The organism is Aeromonas sp. A04 (genome assembly GCF_047780465.1).
Taxonomy (GTDB): Bacteria; Pseudomonadota; Gammaproteobacteria; order Enterobacterales; family Aeromonadaceae; genus Aeromonas; species Aeromonas bestiarum.
This window is the reverse complement of record NZ_JBLNHP010000005.1, coordinates 34,481-49,416: the sequence shown is the minus strand read 5'-3', so window position 1 is coordinate 49,416 and position 14,936 is coordinate 34,481. Positions and strand designations below refer to the sequence as shown.

At 62.2% G+C, this 14,936-nt stretch carries 12 protein-coding genes; 1 reads left to right on the top strand and 11 read right to left on the bottom strand.

Annotated features, from left to right (window positions below; genetic code table 11):
* Positions 1-11: 11 nt before the first annotated feature.
* On the bottom strand, positions 12-692 hold the full coding sequence (locus ACM3N8_RS15885; protein WP_043556134.1) for an ABC transporter ATP-binding protein: 681 nt from the start codon (positions 690-692) through the stop codon (positions 12-14).
* A 197-nt stretch (positions 693-889) separates the two neighbouring features.
* Between ACM3N8_RS15885 and ACM3N8_RS15880 the strand changes: the two genes are divergently transcribed.
* Complete coding sequence (locus tag ACM3N8_RS15880) at positions 890-1,357, top strand: DUF4357 domain-containing protein (RefSeq protein WP_043141117.1); 468 nt, start codon at positions 890-892, stop codon at positions 1,355-1,357.
* A 111-nt stretch (positions 1,358-1,468) separates the two neighbouring features.
* Here ACM3N8_RS15880 and ACM3N8_RS15875 read toward each other — a convergent pair whose 3' ends face one another.
* The 10 genes from ACM3N8_RS15875 to ACM3N8_RS15830 all read right to left on the bottom strand — a co-directional run bounded on the left by ACM3N8_RS15875 (position 1,469) and on the right by ACM3N8_RS15830 (position 13,975).
* Positions 1,469-2,659, bottom strand: coding sequence for a Bcr/CflA family multidrug efflux MFS transporter (locus tag ACM3N8_RS15875; protein ID WP_290019197.1), 1,191 nt, complete (start codon positions 2,657-2,659; stop codon positions 1,469-1,471).
* A 147-nt stretch (positions 2,660-2,806) separates the two neighbouring features.
* Complete coding sequence (locus ACM3N8_RS15870; RefSeq protein ID WP_290019196.1) at positions 2,807-4,453, bottom strand: 6-pyruvoyl-tetrahydropterin synthase-related protein; 1,647 nt, start codon at positions 4,451-4,453, stop codon at positions 2,807-2,809.
* 158 nt (positions 4,454-4,611) lie between these two features.
* A complete protein-coding gene (locus tag ACM3N8_RS15865) occupies positions 4,612-5,883 on the bottom strand; it encodes a hypothetical protein (RefSeq protein WP_290019241.1) in 1,272 nt (423 codons plus the stop codon).
* Positions 5,884-6,083: 200 nt separating this feature from the next.
* The gene (locus ACM3N8_RS15860; protein ID WP_290019195.1) at positions 6,084-6,656 is read right to left on the bottom strand and encodes a hypothetical protein; all 573 of its coding nucleotides are present in this window, start codon (positions 6,654-6,656) and stop codon (positions 6,084-6,086) included.
* A 223-nt stretch (positions 6,657-6,879) separates the two neighbouring features.
* Complete coding sequence (locus ACM3N8_RS15855) at positions 6,880-8,298, bottom strand: NAD(P)/FAD-dependent oxidoreductase (protein WP_290019194.1); 1,419 nt, start codon at positions 8,296-8,298, stop codon at positions 6,880-6,882.
* A gap of 108 nt (positions 8,299-8,406) precedes the next feature.
* Positions 8,407-9,231, bottom strand: a complete 825-nt coding sequence (locus ACM3N8_RS15850; RefSeq protein WP_098983841.1) for an FTR1 family iron permease — start codon at positions 9,229-9,231, stop codon at positions 8,407-8,409.
* A complete protein-coding gene (locus tag ACM3N8_RS15845) occupies positions 9,231-12,218 on the bottom strand; it encodes a YncE family protein (protein ID WP_416016330.1) in 2,988 nt (995 codons plus the stop codon). Before ACM3N8_RS15845 ends, ACM3N8_RS15850 begins: the two co-directional genes overlap by 1 nt.
* Positions 12,219-12,222: 4 nt before the next feature.
* Positions 12,223-12,672, bottom strand: coding sequence for a hypothetical protein (locus ACM3N8_RS15840; protein ID WP_416016329.1), 450 nt, complete (start codon positions 12,670-12,672; stop codon positions 12,223-12,225).
* 121 nt (positions 12,673-12,793) lie between these two features.
* Complete coding sequence (locus tag ACM3N8_RS15835; protein ID WP_416016328.1) at positions 12,794-13,279, bottom strand: YqhA family protein; 486 nt, start codon at positions 13,277-13,279, stop codon at positions 12,794-12,796.
* 231 nt (positions 13,280-13,510) lie between these two features.
* Positions 13,511-13,975, bottom strand: a complete 465-nt coding sequence (locus tag ACM3N8_RS15830) for a hypothetical protein (RefSeq protein ID WP_416016327.1) — start codon at positions 13,973-13,975, stop codon at positions 13,511-13,513.
* Between the last annotated feature and the right edge of the window lie 961 nt (positions 13,976-14,936).

Sequence of the window (14,936 nt, the reverse complement as noted above, 5' to 3'; positions counted from 1 at the left end):
CGCGGCTGGCGTCACTCATGGCGTGCGCCCTTGAGCTCGACAAGTTGGCCCCCTTCGAGGCGCAGCACTCTATCGGCCAGGGCGCCATAGGCGGGGTTGTGGCTCACCAGCAAGAGCCCGGCGCCGGTTTCGCGCACCGCCTCCATCATCAGCGCCATCACCTGCTCGGCGTTGTGCTCATCGAGACTGCCGGTGGGCTCATCGGCCAGCAGCCACTTGGGCTGGTGAATGAGGGCGCGGGCCAGGGCCACCCGCTGGCGCTGGCCGCCGGAGAGCTGCTCCGGCCAGGCGTGGCGCTTGTGGACGAGATCGAGCCGGGTGAGCAGGGCGTCAAGGGTTGTCTCATGGCGGGGCAGGCCGTTGATGGCGAGCGGCAGGCAGAGGTTCTCCTCCACGTTCAGGGTCGGCAGCAGATTGAAATCCTGATAGACGATGCCAAAATGCCGGCCGCGCAGGCGGGCCCGATCGTCCGGGGACTGGTTGTCGAGCCGGGTCTGCCCCAGCCAGATCTCCCCCTCATCCGGGGGTATGAGCCCGGCGATCAGATTGAGCAGGGTCGACTTGCCACAGCCGCTCTGCCCCAGCAGCAGGGTGATCTCGCCAGCGGCCAGGGTGAGATCCAGGTGATGGAACAGCGGCAGGCGTTCGCTGCCGTTATCGAAGCTCTTGCAGAGGTTGCGCAGGGTCAGCATGGGATAACCGCTTGATGGTCAATGGCTTTCATCATGCCATCTAGGCTACCACGGGCGGGAATGATCAACACGCCTCACGACGGTTCAAGAGGGCCAGTTAGTGATCAAGCCTGCAAAAGAGGTGAGGATCCTCGCTGGATCCCGCTTGCCAGAGGTGGTTAGAATAGGGGCTTCCATGGGTCACAGGATGAGCAAGGATGTTACACAAGCAAGTCAGTTTTATCATCGATAGCAAGGGCAACAAGCAGGCTGCCGTCGTCCCCATCGAGATTTATAACGAGCTGATGACCCTGCAAAAGGCGCTCTCCGACAACAAGCCGGGGGAGCGCGAGCTGTACCACTTCAACGGCAAGGGCGCCGAGGCCCACGGTTATCCGGTGGGCAAGCGGCAAAATCCGGGCTTCATGGTGCTGGCGGGCTCCACCGCCAATGGCGAGGATGCCGCCTCCCTGCGTGAAGCCGTGATCGAACTGCGTCAGGAGCTGCTGGGCAAGGGGATCCTGGCCCCTCGCAGTGAAGGAGGGTTTGTGTTCACCGCCGATCAGCTGTTCAACAGCCCGAGCCTGGCCGCCAGCCTGGTGGCGGGCAACAACCGCAGCGGCCTGGATGCCTGGCAAAACAGCGCCGGCTACACCCTCAAGCAGTCGGGTTTCGGCAAGAAGTAATTCCCCGGCACGCCAGCTGCGCCTCCCTGCCGCTTGCGGGGACTGCACAACGGACATGAAAACGCCGCCCTCTTTGGTGATCAAGGAGGGCGGCGTTTTTGTGTCAGGCGTTTATTTCTTGCCGGTCAGCAGCCAGTAGCTGATGGCCGAACCAAAGCCGCAGCCGGCGATGGCGATGGCCATGGGCAGCGGCGATTCGGGCGGATTGAGGTTGACCAGAATGCCCACCAGGGCGCCTATGCCAAAGCGCAATGTGCCGGCCAGGGCCGAGGCCGTGCCTGCCGACTGGGGGAAGTGACCCATCAGTCCCGTCATGGCGTTGGCCCCCACCAGGCTGATGTGACCGACGAACAGCACCACAGGGATGACGATGCCCCACAGGCCCCCGGTCTGGCTCCAGGCGTTGTAGATGAGCAAGGCGCCGGCACAGGGCAGCATCAGCAGACCGTATTGCAGCATGCGCTCGGCACCCACTCCCTTCACCAGCCGGCTGTTGACGAAGGTGACCACCATCATCAGCAGGATATTGAGGCCGAACAGCCAGCCATAGTGCTCGGTCGGCACCTTGAAATACTCGATGTAGACGTAGGGCGAGGCGCTGATAAAGGCGAACATGCCCGAGCTCGACAGGGCGCCACACAGCACATAACCCATGGCGCCGCGATGGGAGAGCACGCCCCAGTAGTTGCGCAGCACCTGCCCCAGCCTGAGCGGCTGCCTGTGTTCAGGCTTCAGGGTCTCCTGAATTTTCCACTGCATCACCACGCAGATGAGCAGGCTGATGCCCACCAGCAGCCAGAAGATCACCCGCCAGTCGCTGTGGGCGCTGATGTAACCGCCTATTACGGGGGCCACCAGGGGCGCCAGCGTCATCACCAGGATGACGAACGACATGGCCCGCGAAAACGCATCCTTCTCGAACAGGTCGCGCAGCAGGGCATTGACCACCACTGAGCCGGCCGCACCGCCCGCCGCCTGCAGCATGCGCCAGGCCAGCAATTCGGGCAGGGAGTCCGCCATGGCGCAGCCCACCGAGGCGATGGCAAACATCACCAGACCCGCCAGGATCACCGGCTTGCGGCCATAGCTGTCGGCGAGCGGCCCGTAGAACAGCTGGCCGATGGCGAAGCCGCCGAGGAAGGCGCTGATGGTGAGCTGGGCACCGTCTATGCTGGTGGCGAGATCCCGGGCGATGGCCGGAATGGCGGGCAGGTACATGTCCACCGCCAGCGGGGTCAGGCCCGCCAGGGCGCCGAGCAGGATAAACAGAAAACGGGGAGAGAGGGCTACGGGTTGGGGCATAGGATGTCCGATCGTGAGCAAGTTCGCGTGAAAAAAAGTAACAAGTAGTCAGTCTATCAGTTTTGGCTGGTTTGGGCAGGGCTATGCCGTCCCCCGTCACGCTCTGGCTGTGATGCAAGGCGGCGTATTGCGGTCCAGGCTGCCGGATCACTGCCGTTTCGGCGCCTGACAGCCTCGATAGGCGAGCAGTAGCCAGCAGAGCCAGCCCAGCAGGGAAATCCCGCCTCCCCACCGTTCTGGCCAGCGCGCCGTCAGCCTCAGGCTGAGCCTGTGCTGGCCGGCAGGCACCCAGACTTGCAGCAGCCCCTGCCGGTTTGCGCTGACCGCCAGCGTCAGCGAGTCATCCAGCCTGGCCTGCCAGCCCGGGTAGTCATATTGGTGCAAGATAAGCCTGGTGGGCCTCTGTGTCCTCACCGCCAGTTCCAGCCATCTGGGTTGCCAGCGTACCAGCGTCCACTCGGCGCCTTGCTGCTCAGTGGTGACCGGGGGTTGAAACTCCTCCTTCCAGGCGAGCAGAGTCGGGGTAAACCGGCCACTGGGCACCTGAATGGGGCGGTATTCCCGGGCACTGCGCTTGCTGTCGAACTCGGCATCGATCACCGTCTTGAGCGGTGCCTGGGTGAGGGGGGCGTAATAGACATAGGCGAGGCTGGAGACCAGGGTGATCAGCAGCAGGCTCCACCAGATCCCTTGCCATGGCTGCTTGACCGGGGTTCCCAGCGCGACCACCGCCACCGTGGCCAGGGTGAGGATCAGATTGCACCGCCAGGGAAATTGCAGCCGCTGCAGCGGTGGCAGCAGGTGCCAGATTGGCTGGCTGAGGGGCAGCATCATCAGGAAGGCACCCACCCCCAACACCCCCCAGCACAGGAGCTCGGGGTGGCGTGGCTCACGGGCCGCTGCCCAGGCGAGCAGCAACAACCCCATGGTCAGCAGGCTTTGCCAAGCCAGATGGCCGCGAAAGCGCCAGTCGCCCCAGCCCGAGGGCAAGCGGTCGAGAAAGTTGCGCCTGAAGTCGAACATGCCGCCACGCATCAGCTCCATGGAGATGGCCCCCTGATCTAGCAGGGCGGGTAGCAGCAGGGCCGCGGCCATGGCCAGCCCCAGCACTTGCGCGGCCAGGGTGATCCGAAGCGGAAACGATGTGCGTGAGCGCCAGGTTTGCAGCAGCGCCCGCAGCGTGATCAGCGCCAGCATCAACAGCAGGCTGGGCAGGTGGGTGAATGCCAACAAGGCCAGCGCCAGTGCCAGCAGGAGGAAGCCGCCTCGCCGGCGCTGGCCGGCGAGATCCTGCCCCAGCAGTACCAAAGGAGCCCAGACGAAGGCCCAGAATTCGGCCAGGGCGAAGCGGGCATAGAGATCCATGGCCAGATGATAAGGCAGGGCGAGGTAGAGCAGGCTGGCGGCCAGGGCGCGACCGGGGGCGCTAAAGCGACGAAGCCAGAGGTAGGCGAAGAGACCGGACAGCAGCAGCGCCAGGCTGGCGCTCCATAGCAGGGGGTAGATGGCCTGATGGGCGAGCGGCTGGGGGCCGGCGAACAGAGCACTGACGTAGTAGGGCAAGGGGGGATAAAAGAAGAAGGTAGGGCTGCCAAAGCCGCCGTTCATGGCCATCAGCCAGCGCGGGTAGAGCTCCCCCTGCCACAGTTGCAGCGCAAAATAGTGGCCGGAAAGCAGATGATGAAACAGATCATGCCCCTGGCTGCCCCCCCGCAGCCAGAGCGGCAACAGCAAGACCCCGCAGGCCAGCACCAGCGTCAGAGGGATGAGATACCATTCGCTAGGCTTCTTCATAAACAGACTCACTTGTCTCGGATGCGAAGTGAGTGTAGTCGACGCTGGCCGCCTGGCAGGTGGGTCGAGTGGCTGACTAGGGGGCGACGGGTACCTGTAGCTCGAGCCAGAGGGCGGCTAGGGGGAGACAGGCTCTTGTATCCCGAGCCAGAGGCCGGCTAGGGCGAGACAGGCTCCTGCATCCCGAGCCAGAGGCCCGGTTCGGCGTGAAAGCGGGGGGCAAGCCAGATCTGCCGGTTTGGTGCGGGCAGATCGCCAGCCAGGATGGGCCGTCGGCTGAGGCGGCAAGCCCCTTGCGCCAGTGCGAGGCGGGCATCCCCCTGGTACCAGCCGTCGGTGACGGGCAGGGCCGTGGTCTCTCGCAGTAGCCTCACCCCCCACTGGGTCACCAGCGCCGGGCACACCCGCTCGGCCAGTTGAGTCGCCTTGACCATGGCGGGCGGCAGGGGCGGGGTGAGTGTGGTCATCAGCAGCGCAAGGGCTCCCAGCATGGCCGGCAGCTCGCCCCGGCGCGGCAGCCTGCCCGCCAGCAGCACAAGGCCGAGCAGGGTGAGGGGCGCCAGATGGCGGGGATTGTCCGGGTTCTGGCCAAACAGGGTCCAGAGCAGCAGGGCCAGCCAGCCGAGATACCAGACCTGCTTGGCAGGTGCGGCCTTGCACCGAACCGCAGGCCAGAGCGGTATCAGCAACAGCCCGATTGCCAAGGGCCAAAGCGGGGTCAGTTGATCATTGAAGGTGCGGGCCCAGCTCAAAAGCCGGTCGCCATGGGCCGCCGCCGTGTTGCCCCAGAGGGTAAAGTGGCCGTCGGTAAAGCGCCGCCCTTCGCTGAAATAGGCCAGGCCATCGGCCTGCCAGACAAACAGCAGGCTGGAAAATCCTACCAGCGCAATGGGGAGTATAAATCTGAGTCGTTCCCCCTTGTGTTGCATCCCGAGCCAAAGCGGCAGCAATGCCAGCACGAAATAGGAGGGGCGCAGGGCCAGCAGCAGCCCTACCAGCAGGCCGGCCAGCGTTATCTTGCGATGCTGCAAGGCCAAGAGAGCCCCGAGCCATGCCGCCAGCGCAGGCCCGTCCGAGAGGCCGGAGAGCGCCAGGGTCGGGGTGAGCGGCAGGGCCAATATCAGCAGCCAGACCGGCGTCAGCAGGCTCGGCCGCTGCCACAACCTGACCGCAAGCAGCGCAGCCAGTGGTGCCAGCAGCCCTGTACCCATCAAGCTTGCCCACTGCACCGCGCGGGCCGGTTCGTCTACCAAAAGATTGATAAGCCGCGCCAGCCAGATAAAGGCGGGGTAGCCAGGAAAGTGGGGGGAGAACTCCAGCACGCTGAAGCGCGTCACCCCGTGGGCAAAGTTCAGGGCATCGTCGGAATCGAGCGCCACCGGAAAGGCCAGCAGCCAGCCAAGCCAGGCCAGCTGCAGCAGCGCAAGCAGCCAGAGGGGGGGGGAGCCAGGGGAAGTCCAACGCCGAGACCTTGCCTTCCCCCTCATCCCCAACCCTTCTCCCGCCGGGGGAGAAGGGGGCAAACCGGCGTCCGGGTGCATTTATCGGCAGGCTGTGCGTAGGGTGGGTAGAGCGAAGCGAAACCCACGGTTTGTCACAGCGAGATGGCGCAATGATGGGCAGAGAGTCATCAGAGCGGTGCCAGCACGGCCATCAGCGCTTTTTCAGCCTCGGCAAAGGCGGTGGCATCGGCAGGCTTGGCACCCACCCCGAAGACACCCGGGTTGCCGATGGCATCGAGCACCCTGGCCAGCGCCTGCTCGGCGGCCTTGCGATCCCCTTCACTGAGAGAGGGGAGGATCAAATCCAGGAAGCGCTTGCTCTTGACCACCAGCACCTTGGCGGTCTGGTAGTCGCCGAGGTTCTGGCTGGCCCCCTCGAGGCGACGCTCGATCTCGGCCTTGTAGGCGCGGTTGAGCAGGGCGGCGGTAGCTGCGGCATCTTTGGCCTTGATGGCGGCAGCCAGCGGCGCTTGCAATTCGACCTTGTGGTGCTCTTCCAGATAGGTCAGCTCCTCGGCGATGTCGCTCAAGGTGGCGCTGGCATCTTTGCCGTCAGTAGCGGCGCCGAGCAGCGCTTCGCGTGCATCGATCAGCGGCTCCTTGCCGGCGGCGGCGTAGGAGTAAGCTTGGGCTTGTCCCATGCCGGTCAGCAGCGGGCCCGTCAGCAAAGCGAGGGCGAGTAAACCCGGGCGTATGATCATCCTGTTCTCCTTGTTATGCCAATGGCGCGGCGGTCAGGCCACGCGCTGGGTTTCGATTCCGGTATTGTCGCTGCGATGATTGAAGGTGTTGCGGCGTCTGTCTGCCTGTTGAACACCAGTCATCGTGCTCACGCCACGCTCTGGGTTTCAATCACGGTATTTTCGTTGCGATGATTGAAGGTGTTGCGGCGTCTGTTTGCCGGTTGAACAGCTTTAATCGCTCTCACGCCACGCTCTGGGTTTCGATCACGGTATTTTCGTTGCGATGATTGAAGATGGCGTGGCGTCTGTCCACCCCGTCGATCACCATGTCGGCCGCCATCATGCCCATCTCCATGGCGGTGTCGGTGAAGATGTAGCGAAACGTCCCCTGGCGGCCGGTCATGATGAGATTGCTAATCGGCATCAGCGCCTGGATGGCCGCGTTGCGGCGGGCCTGATAGCCGAGATCCATCAGCGGATAGGCGTACTCGCTGCGCGCCTCGAAGGTCTCGTCCCCCAGCTTGGCGGTATCCACCCCCAGGCTGGCGAGATCGGCGGTGACCCGACCGCGCAGCTCGGCCAGCGGCGCCTGCCAGGTGGCGTCTCCCGGATTGCAGGGGATCTCCAGCATCACGGATGTTTTCCCCACCGGCGCCATAAAGGGGCTGCGCCGGCGCGGCTCCTGCAAGCGGGTGGCCAGGATGTGGGGATCCGAGAGGTACTGCCAGGTGTTGTCCGACAGGTTCTCCTGATTGAGCGGCATGTTGACGAAGCGAAGCGAGCGGTAGTGGAGATCGCACGGCAAGCCCAGATGCTGACAGGTGAGCGGCAGCGGCAGGGTAGAGATCACCTGATCAAAGGATTCGCTTTGCTCAACACCCTCCTGTTGCCAATAAACCCGCTCAATTCGGCCATCAGCCTGCTCAAGGCGAGTGATGGTGGCGCCGGTTTTGAGCTCGACGCCTTCTGCCACCAGCCGCTCACCCAGGGTGGCGAAGATCTGGCCGAAACCATACTTTGGATAGCGATACTTGCGGGCATAGGTACGCACCGAGAGGTTGCCCTTGCGCCTTGGCAGCAGGCGGCGTGCCACGTCTTTGAGATCGATGAGACTGATGCGCTGACCGGCCCAGTCGGCGGAGAGCCGGTCAGGGTTGATGCCCCACAGCTTGCCGGTGTAGCCCTCGAAGAACTGGCGATAGAGGGTGCGGCCGAAGTGGCTCTGGATCCACTCGGCAAAGCTCGCCTTGTCAAAGTCGTCCGGCTTCTTGGCAAAGGGCAACAGCAGCAAGTCTTTCACCGCGCCAGCCATCAGCGGCAGGGGGGCTGTCTTGATCAGATTGGTGAGGTTCAAGGGGTAGTCATAGGTGCGCCCGCCAAAGCGGATCACGCTCTTGCGATCGGCGTGGAGCAGATCGTCCCCCATCAGCTCGTCGATAAAGGCGAGCAGCTCGGGGTTCTTGGTGATGAAGCGGTGACCGCCGTAATCGAAGCGATAGTCGCCATCCTTGCCGGCAAAGGTCTGGGTGGCGCACATGCCGCCCACCACGGGCTCCTGCTCGAACAGGGTGACCGCAAAACCGGCTTGGCAAAGACGCCAGGCGGCCATCAAACCGGCAGGGCCTGCGCCCAGTACTGCAATCTTCTTGCTGTCGCTCATGACTGTGTATCCGAAAAATCTGGCTGAAGAGAAAAGGGGAAGAGGGTGAAAAAAGCGGCCCATCCCGTGAGCCGCCTTGCCGTATTCATATCTCGCAAAGAGGCGGGCTTACCCCTGGACTTTGTGGCGATAGTTGCGATGCCAGATGGTGACGAAGATCACCAGGTAGCTGGCCCAGGTCAGCAACTGCAAGCCGGCCGGTGAGGCATTGTAGCCAAACAGGGCGCGCAGGAAGGTACCGAATACCCCCTGATCGTCGAGAATGTGACTGATGTTGAATACCGGCGTCGTCCAGAGGGTGATGACCCCCGCCGCCTGCAACATGTTGACGGCGGACGACAGCAGGCCTGCGGCTATGATGATGATGAGCAGGCCGGTCCAGCGGAAGAAAGGGGCCAGCGCCACCTTGCGGGTGGAGCGCAGCAGGCCCCAAACCAGCACCACAGAGATCAGCAGTCCGCCCAGCGCCCCCATCAGTCCCTCGTGCAGATCCACCCCTTGCCCTGAGTAGACCAGGGCCGAGAAGAAGAGCACGGTTTCAAAGCCCTCGCGCATCACGGCGAGGAAGGCGAGCAGCACCAGGCCAAAGAGGTTGCCGCCATCGATGGCCGCATCGATGCGCGCCGTCATGGCCCCGACCTGGGACTTGGCCTGCTTCTGCATCCAGACCGCCATGTAGGTGAGCACCAGAGTGGCGAAGATCAGGATCCCCGCCATCAGCAGGTGGTTGTAGCGCTCGCTCTCGAACTGGCTCACCACCACCTGGAACAGGAAGGCCACCACCAGAGAGGCGACGAGGCCCAACCCCACCCCCAGATAGATGAACTTGTTGTAACGGCTCGCCCCCAGCTTGGCGAGATAGGAGAGGCAGATGCCCACCAGCAGAAAGGCTTCCAGCCCCTCGCGCAGGGTAATGAGAAAACTTGCAAACATCAGGATTCAGGCTCCGTGTCAGGCGTAGGGGAGGTGGGTTGCAAGGTGAGTTGCAACCGGTTGAGCAGCACTATGGGTGGCTCCGGGAGGCTCGGCTCGGCGGCGCGCACCGCATCATTGACCCACTTGGGGTAGGTGCGGAAATTGAGTTTGATGTCGGCCTGGAAGGGCCCACGGGCATCCGCCGGCAGAGGCCAGGCTTCATCGCGCCAGCCATCGGCCGGGATGCGGGTATCCGCCAGCAGCTTGGCGTAACGCCAGAACTTGAGCCCCACCGGCTTGCCGTCGGCATCGCCGAACACCTTTCTGAACAGCCGCGCGTCCTCGGGCACGGCGCCAGCCACCGGCTGGCCGCTTTTGAGCACCCGCTTGCCGCTGGCGTCGGTGACGGTCAGCTCCAGCCAGAGCTCGCGAAAATCGGCGACCCCGGTGGGCAGGGCGTGGCCCGCGCCGGTATTGGCAACCCGCACCACCAGTTGGCGGCGATCGGCAGCCCCTTCGATGCGGGCGGAGAGCGTCGCGCTGGATCGCAACAGCGCCAGGCTCTCTTGCTCGAGTTCAGGGTTGCGCAGTCCCACCAGCTGATGCTGGGCGCCGGTGAAGTTGTGGCGATAGAGCCGCTCTTTCACTGTGCCGTTTTCGGTGGACTGGCCGGCCACCGGTGCGCCGCCATTCCCCGGCTCCGGGTTCATGTGACAGTCGATGCAGCTGCGCAGCTTGGCGGGATCGTCCGCCTTGGCGAAGCTGGAATTCTCCCACTCATCCCAGGTGTTGACGATATTGGCGCCTGTGCCCGGGGCAAACTCGTTGTGGCAGGATTTGCACAGGGCCGCATCGCGGTAGAAATCCTTCTGGTAGGAAGCCTTGTGCATGGCGGGGCGCGCGTTGATCTGCCGCTCGGCCAGCCAGTGCTTGAGGCTGCCGCCGGCGGCATCCTCGAACACATAGCTCTCGCGGTCTTTCAAATTCACGGTAAAGGCGCTGTTGCCACCGGCATCCTCGAGCCGGGTGATGCGATGGCAGAGCACGCAGCTTGTGCCTTCTTCCACCACGGGCTCGCCTTTCTGGTGGGCCGCGATCAGCGAGGCGCCGCCCTGCTCGAACATATGGGAGCCCTTGGGCATATCCTGCTGGCCGTTCATCACCTGCTGGGGCATGTGGCAGCCCTGGCACCACTGGCCGAACGCTTCGCCCTCGGTCTGGCGGGCCAACGCCTGCACCACCTTGTAGTAGGGGTGGGAGTTGCCCATCAGCCTGTGGTTGCTCTCGCTCCAATCCTGGAACGCTTGCTGGTGGCAGTTCTGGCAGGAGGCGGAGTTGAGCCACTCCTTGGGATGGGTGGTCGGCGCCTTGGCCGGATCCGTGCGCGGGGCATCGAGCCGCAGCCAGTTGGCGAGATAGGGGAGGTTGCCATCGGCGGTCACGAAGGCGTGCAAGTCTTCCATCATGGCCTTCACCTCGGGCTGGGGCCTGGCGGGGTCAACTGCCTCGGCGCCATCGCGGGTGTCATGGCCCATGCCGCCCTGGGTCTGCTGGGTCATGCGCAGGTATTCGCCGATAAAGTCCCCCGCCACCATGTTGGCGAGGTTGGCGTGACCATTGATGGCGTTATCGCTGCTCTGCTGGCGATGGGCGGCCATCAGATAGCGGTTGGTGAAGTTGAACCCGTCCAGATGGCAGGAGTTGCAGCTCATCCAGTTGTCCCCCGCCATGGGGAAGCGTGAGTTGGAAGCTGTGTTGCCCAAGTTGAACAGCCGCTCGCCGCGCTTGAGCGCCTCGGGGCGGGGATCCGTCTCCACCAGTTTGGCGAAGTGCGGCTGATCGACGGTGACCCGGGCGAAGGGGCCGCTGCCGCCGGTGTTGAGACGGGTGAGATCCTGCCCCATGGCGTTGTGCACCAGTAGGTGGTCGCCATCGATCAGCAGATCCCGCGGATTCTGGCCCGGCAGATGGCGAAGGAGCTGGGTCGCCTTGGCGCCCCCCTGAAACTTCTTGCGGCGGTGGCGGTTGCTGTTCTGCTTGCCGCTGCGCGACAGGTCGAACACCAGCAGATCCTCCGAGCCCGCCAGGGTCAGGTAGATCCGCTTGCCGTCGGCGGCGAAGCGCGCCGCGAACGGGTTGGAGACGATCTGGCTGCGGTTGCCGACGCTCGGCAGGTTGATCTGCAAAAAGAGCTGCTTTCTTTCATCTACCCGCTCTTTCTCCTCATCGAGATTTATGATGGAGACGGCCGGAAAGACGGTGCTCTGAAACTGGAAGGGGTGGTCGAAACTCCACAGCACATGTGGCAGCCAGGCTTCGCTGCCATCGGGGGAGATAGTGATGCCATCGAGCAGGCGCGGCAAGCCCTGGGAGTCGCTCGGCGTATCGCTGTGGGTCTCGGCCAACGTGATCAGGTGCGGCTTGGGCAGGGTGGTGCCGTTGGCTCCGCTCTCGAGCTTGCCGAGATCATAGATGGCGAGCTGGCCCGTCATGGCGTGGGTGAGCAGCAGGCGGTCGTCGTTGGTCAGCGCCAGCCCGCGCGGGGTTTCGGCACTGGCCGCATCCAGCTGCAGTCTGCCTGAGGTGTCGTAGGCCTGCAGGCGAGCTGATTCGAACAGCGTGACCCAGAACCACTGCCGCTTGGCATCGAAGATGATCCCGTAGGGTCTATGGCCGGTGGGAATCACTTTCTCAAGGTCGAGATCTTCGTCCAGCAGCAGCAGGCGATCGCCGCTGTAATCGGTGACCAGCAGGGTGCCGTCATCGGTGCGGGCAATCTGGCGCAGATCGCCCCCCAGCTGCACCTCCTTGAGTCGCTTGCCGCTATCGCGCTCAAGGAGAGTGACCGAGCCTGCGCTCAGGTTGGCGGTGACGAGGCGCGGGCTCTGCCCCTCCTCATAGGCGAGCATCCCGGCGCCCATCTGCTGGGAAAACGCAAAGGGGCTGACCAGCAGCAGGAGGGCCAGCAGGACTGACAAAAATGCACAGAACGATGACTTCAACATGGGATCAGGCGCGCCATTTCAAGATGGTCCAGCGCCAGGCGTGTCGCAGCACCAGAGGAGTTAACGCCAAAGCGCTCAGCCAGTGGGCCCAGCTGGCGAGGCTGCCCATGCTGTCGCCCGGGGTGCCGTACAACAGCAGCAGCAGACCGCTGGCCAGACACACCAGCAGCAGCCCTTCGATGATACGACCAGTGATCCGCAAGAAGGGTTTGTGGCTCTTGTTCAGCAGGCTGCGATGAGAGAGCCAGAAGGCGCCAAACAGCAGGGGGAACAGGGTGAGCGAGAGCATCACATGCAAAAACAGATTCCAGCGCGCCAGGAACCAGAGCGGGGTCAGCGGCTCCCACAGCAGCAGGCCGGAGAAGAACATCAGATAGAGGGAGCCCTCGGCGGCCTGATGGTGATAAGCCAGCCACTGCCAGCAGTGTCGGGGTGAGAGAGAAATGCTTGTCATAGGTGCTCCAGCGCCCGGGCAATACAGCCCGGGGGAGCAAGTTTACAATGGGGTAAAGGTAATGAAAAGAGTTATCAATTCCGGTCTTGATGAATCAATCCTGAATGAAAACAGGGGCTGGCTACTTGTGGTCTGCCAACCTTTCTGTGATTGCATAGATAAGCGCTGCCACCGAGAAGGCCAAAAAGACAATGACTGACCACTTCATCTCGACTTCATTGCCGGTGCCATCGTCCAGAAAGGCCTTGAGCACTTCGATCCCGGCGATAGTCACCAGGGAGTTGATGACGATGAGCTTCAGGGAGGCGAAGTTGATCTTGCTGAGCCAGTTGTTGCCGAGCGCCTCGCGCTGCTCCTGAGTCTGAATAAACTGCACATAGCCGCAGATGGCCACCAGGATCAGCATCTGCGCCACCAGTACGAAGTCCACCAGAGTAAGCACCCCTGTGATGAGGTCAAGATAATGGATGTCGATGATGCCGCGGCACAGCGTATAGAGCTGCATGGCAAACTTCACCATCAAGAGCGCCACGCACACCAGAATGCACACATAAAACGGGAACATCATCAACCGGCTGCCATTGAGCATAAAGTTGAATCGACGCATGAGAACTCCTGAGTAGGGTGAGATTGGGCTGATTATCGCCTGAGTCAGGCGACGAATGCATGTTTTACTGATAAAGCCTGCATGGCCGCTTTCTCGGTAGAAGGTGTCACATTGATGGGGCCTGCCCTGACATTCGATGGGCCACTGTCACAGATGGCAAGCGCTCGGTACTGATGCAATGCAGTCAGAATGCAGAACAGGCGCCCGGTTGCGGGCCGGGCACCTCGGTTATTACTCGATATTGATGGGGCCCTTGGTGCCCGCATCACTGTCGATCCAGACATCTTCCCCCTTCAGACGGCGATCGCCCTGAATGGTAAATGTGATGGTGCCCTGCTTGAACAGCAGTGCACCGTCAGCCCGCTTTGCCTTGACCTGTTTGCCATTGACCCAAACCTGCTCTTTGCCATCGATACGGATGGTGGCAACTGTGGCTCCTTCGTTGCTTTTTGCCCCCCATTGTCCAGCATAGGGTGTGGTATCTGCTGCGGCCTCCGTGCTCGCGGGAGTGGCTGCCTCGCCAAAACCAGCCTTGGCATTTTCGGCCTTGCTCTTGGTGATATCGCACCCTTGCAACTCGGAGGCCTGGGTGCAGCCGGAGTTTTCGAGTTGCTGGCGGTATTTGGCACTGATGGCGTGGGCAGGGGACTGGATCAGCAGGGCCAGCGCTGCCGCCGTAATCATGGTTTTGTGCATCATATTGCTCGCTTCTGTTGTCAGGTTATTCACCTCGTCCACTTTAGTACTGCGCGTGACCAAGGGCTACCTGCTTGCGTCCGTCTCCTGATCGGGAGGCGAGAGCCAGCTTTGCAATGGGGTGCTAGCCGTGATGGAGAGGAAAGGAGGGGGAGTAAGTGGAGGATGTGGCAGACATGAAAAAGCCCAGCCAAAAGGCTGGGCTTTAGAAGATGGCTCCCTCGACATCATCTGAAATAGCAGTGCAACTCATTGTAATTCAACTGTATTTGTGGTTATGAAATTGATTGTTGGTACTGTGCTTGGTACCAACTTTTTAGGTACTTTTCAGGAATCAAATCAGTCCCCAAATAGGTTTCCCGCAAGTTTCAGGCTGCTCTTTCTTGTGTCACGGTGTCATTCTGTCACAGCCTTCAAGTAAATCGCCTTCGAAGTGTAGGCTACGTTGCATATTACTGGTTAAGTTGTTGATTATTAAGGGTGGTGCTTTGGGGTGGTTGAGCTGCTGGCATTTGGGGTCGTGATGCGAGTGACACCGGTCGCGAATGAGAGGGCGTCAGAGTGTCATGTGGTGACAAATGTCCCTTGTTGCATGCCATATCCTCCACCTGGCCTGACGCTGCTCAGTGCCCCAGAGTGCTTGCTGGCCAAGTGATATGGGGGCGTCATTGCCCCTTTTGTTCATAGATTGCGCTATGGGCCTTGGAGGCGCTCTGGGCAAACAGGGGCGGCCAGCTTTGCTGACAAGGGAGGGGGGGTGTAGATGATGAAAACTAACCGGATGTTAGGGCGGCGTGGCATCCTGACCAGCTATCGAGCAAATCAGGTAAGCAAACGAGCTGGAGTGCTGTCTGTATTGAGGCTGGAGTTGACGAAGCCAGCTTGGCCTTCAAACGATGGTCAAGCTGGCCGTTTATTGTGATGCAGATGGGAAGGTGAGTCTTTACAGACTCAACTGCCT

What these genes read in the sequence shown, in the direction of transcription:
- ACM3N8_RS15880 (WP_043141117.1), top strand. Translation starts at nt 890, where the DNA reads ATGTTACACAAGCAAGTCAGTTTTATCATCGATAGCAAGGGCAACAAG.
- ACM3N8_RS15870 (WP_290019196.1), bottom strand. Translation starts at nt 4,453, where the DNA reads ATGAAGAAGCCTAGCGAATGGTATCTCATCCCTCTGACGCTGGTGCTG.
- ACM3N8_RS15845 (WP_416016330.1), bottom strand. Translation starts at nt 12,218, where the DNA reads ATGTTGAAGTCATCGTTCTGTGCATTTTTGTCAGTCCTGCTGGCCCTC.
- ACM3N8_RS15875 (WP_290019197.1), bottom strand. Translation starts at nt 2,659, where the DNA reads ATGCCCCAACCCGTAGCCCTCTCTCCCCGTTTTCTGTTTATCCTGCTC.
- ACM3N8_RS15830 (WP_416016327.1), bottom strand. Translation starts at nt 13,975, where the DNA reads ATGCACAAAACCATGATTACGGCGGCAGCGCTGGCCCTGCTGATCCAG.
- ACM3N8_RS15885 (WP_043556134.1), bottom strand. Translation starts at nt 692, where the DNA reads ATGCTGACCCTGCGCAACCTCTGCAAGAGCTTCGATAACGGCAGCGAA.
- ACM3N8_RS15840 (WP_416016329.1), bottom strand. Translation starts at nt 12,672, where the DNA reads ATGACAAGCATTTCTCTCTCACCCCGACACTGCTGGCAGTGGCTGGCT.
- ACM3N8_RS15850 (WP_098983841.1), bottom strand. Translation starts at nt 9,231, where the DNA reads ATGTTTGCAAGTTTTCTCATTACCCTGCGCGAGGGGCTGGAAGCCTTT.
- ACM3N8_RS15835 (WP_416016328.1), bottom strand. Translation starts at nt 13,279, where the DNA reads ATGCGTCGATTCAACTTTATGCTCAATGGCAGCCGGTTGATGATGTTC.
- ACM3N8_RS15860 (WP_290019195.1), bottom strand. Translation starts at nt 6,656, where the DNA reads ATGATCATACGCCCGGGTTTACTCGCCCTCGCTTTGCTGACGGGCCCG.
- ACM3N8_RS15855 (WP_290019194.1), bottom strand. Translation starts at nt 8,298, where the DNA reads ATGAGCGACAGCAAGAAGATTGCAGTACTGGGCGCAGGCCCTGCCGGT.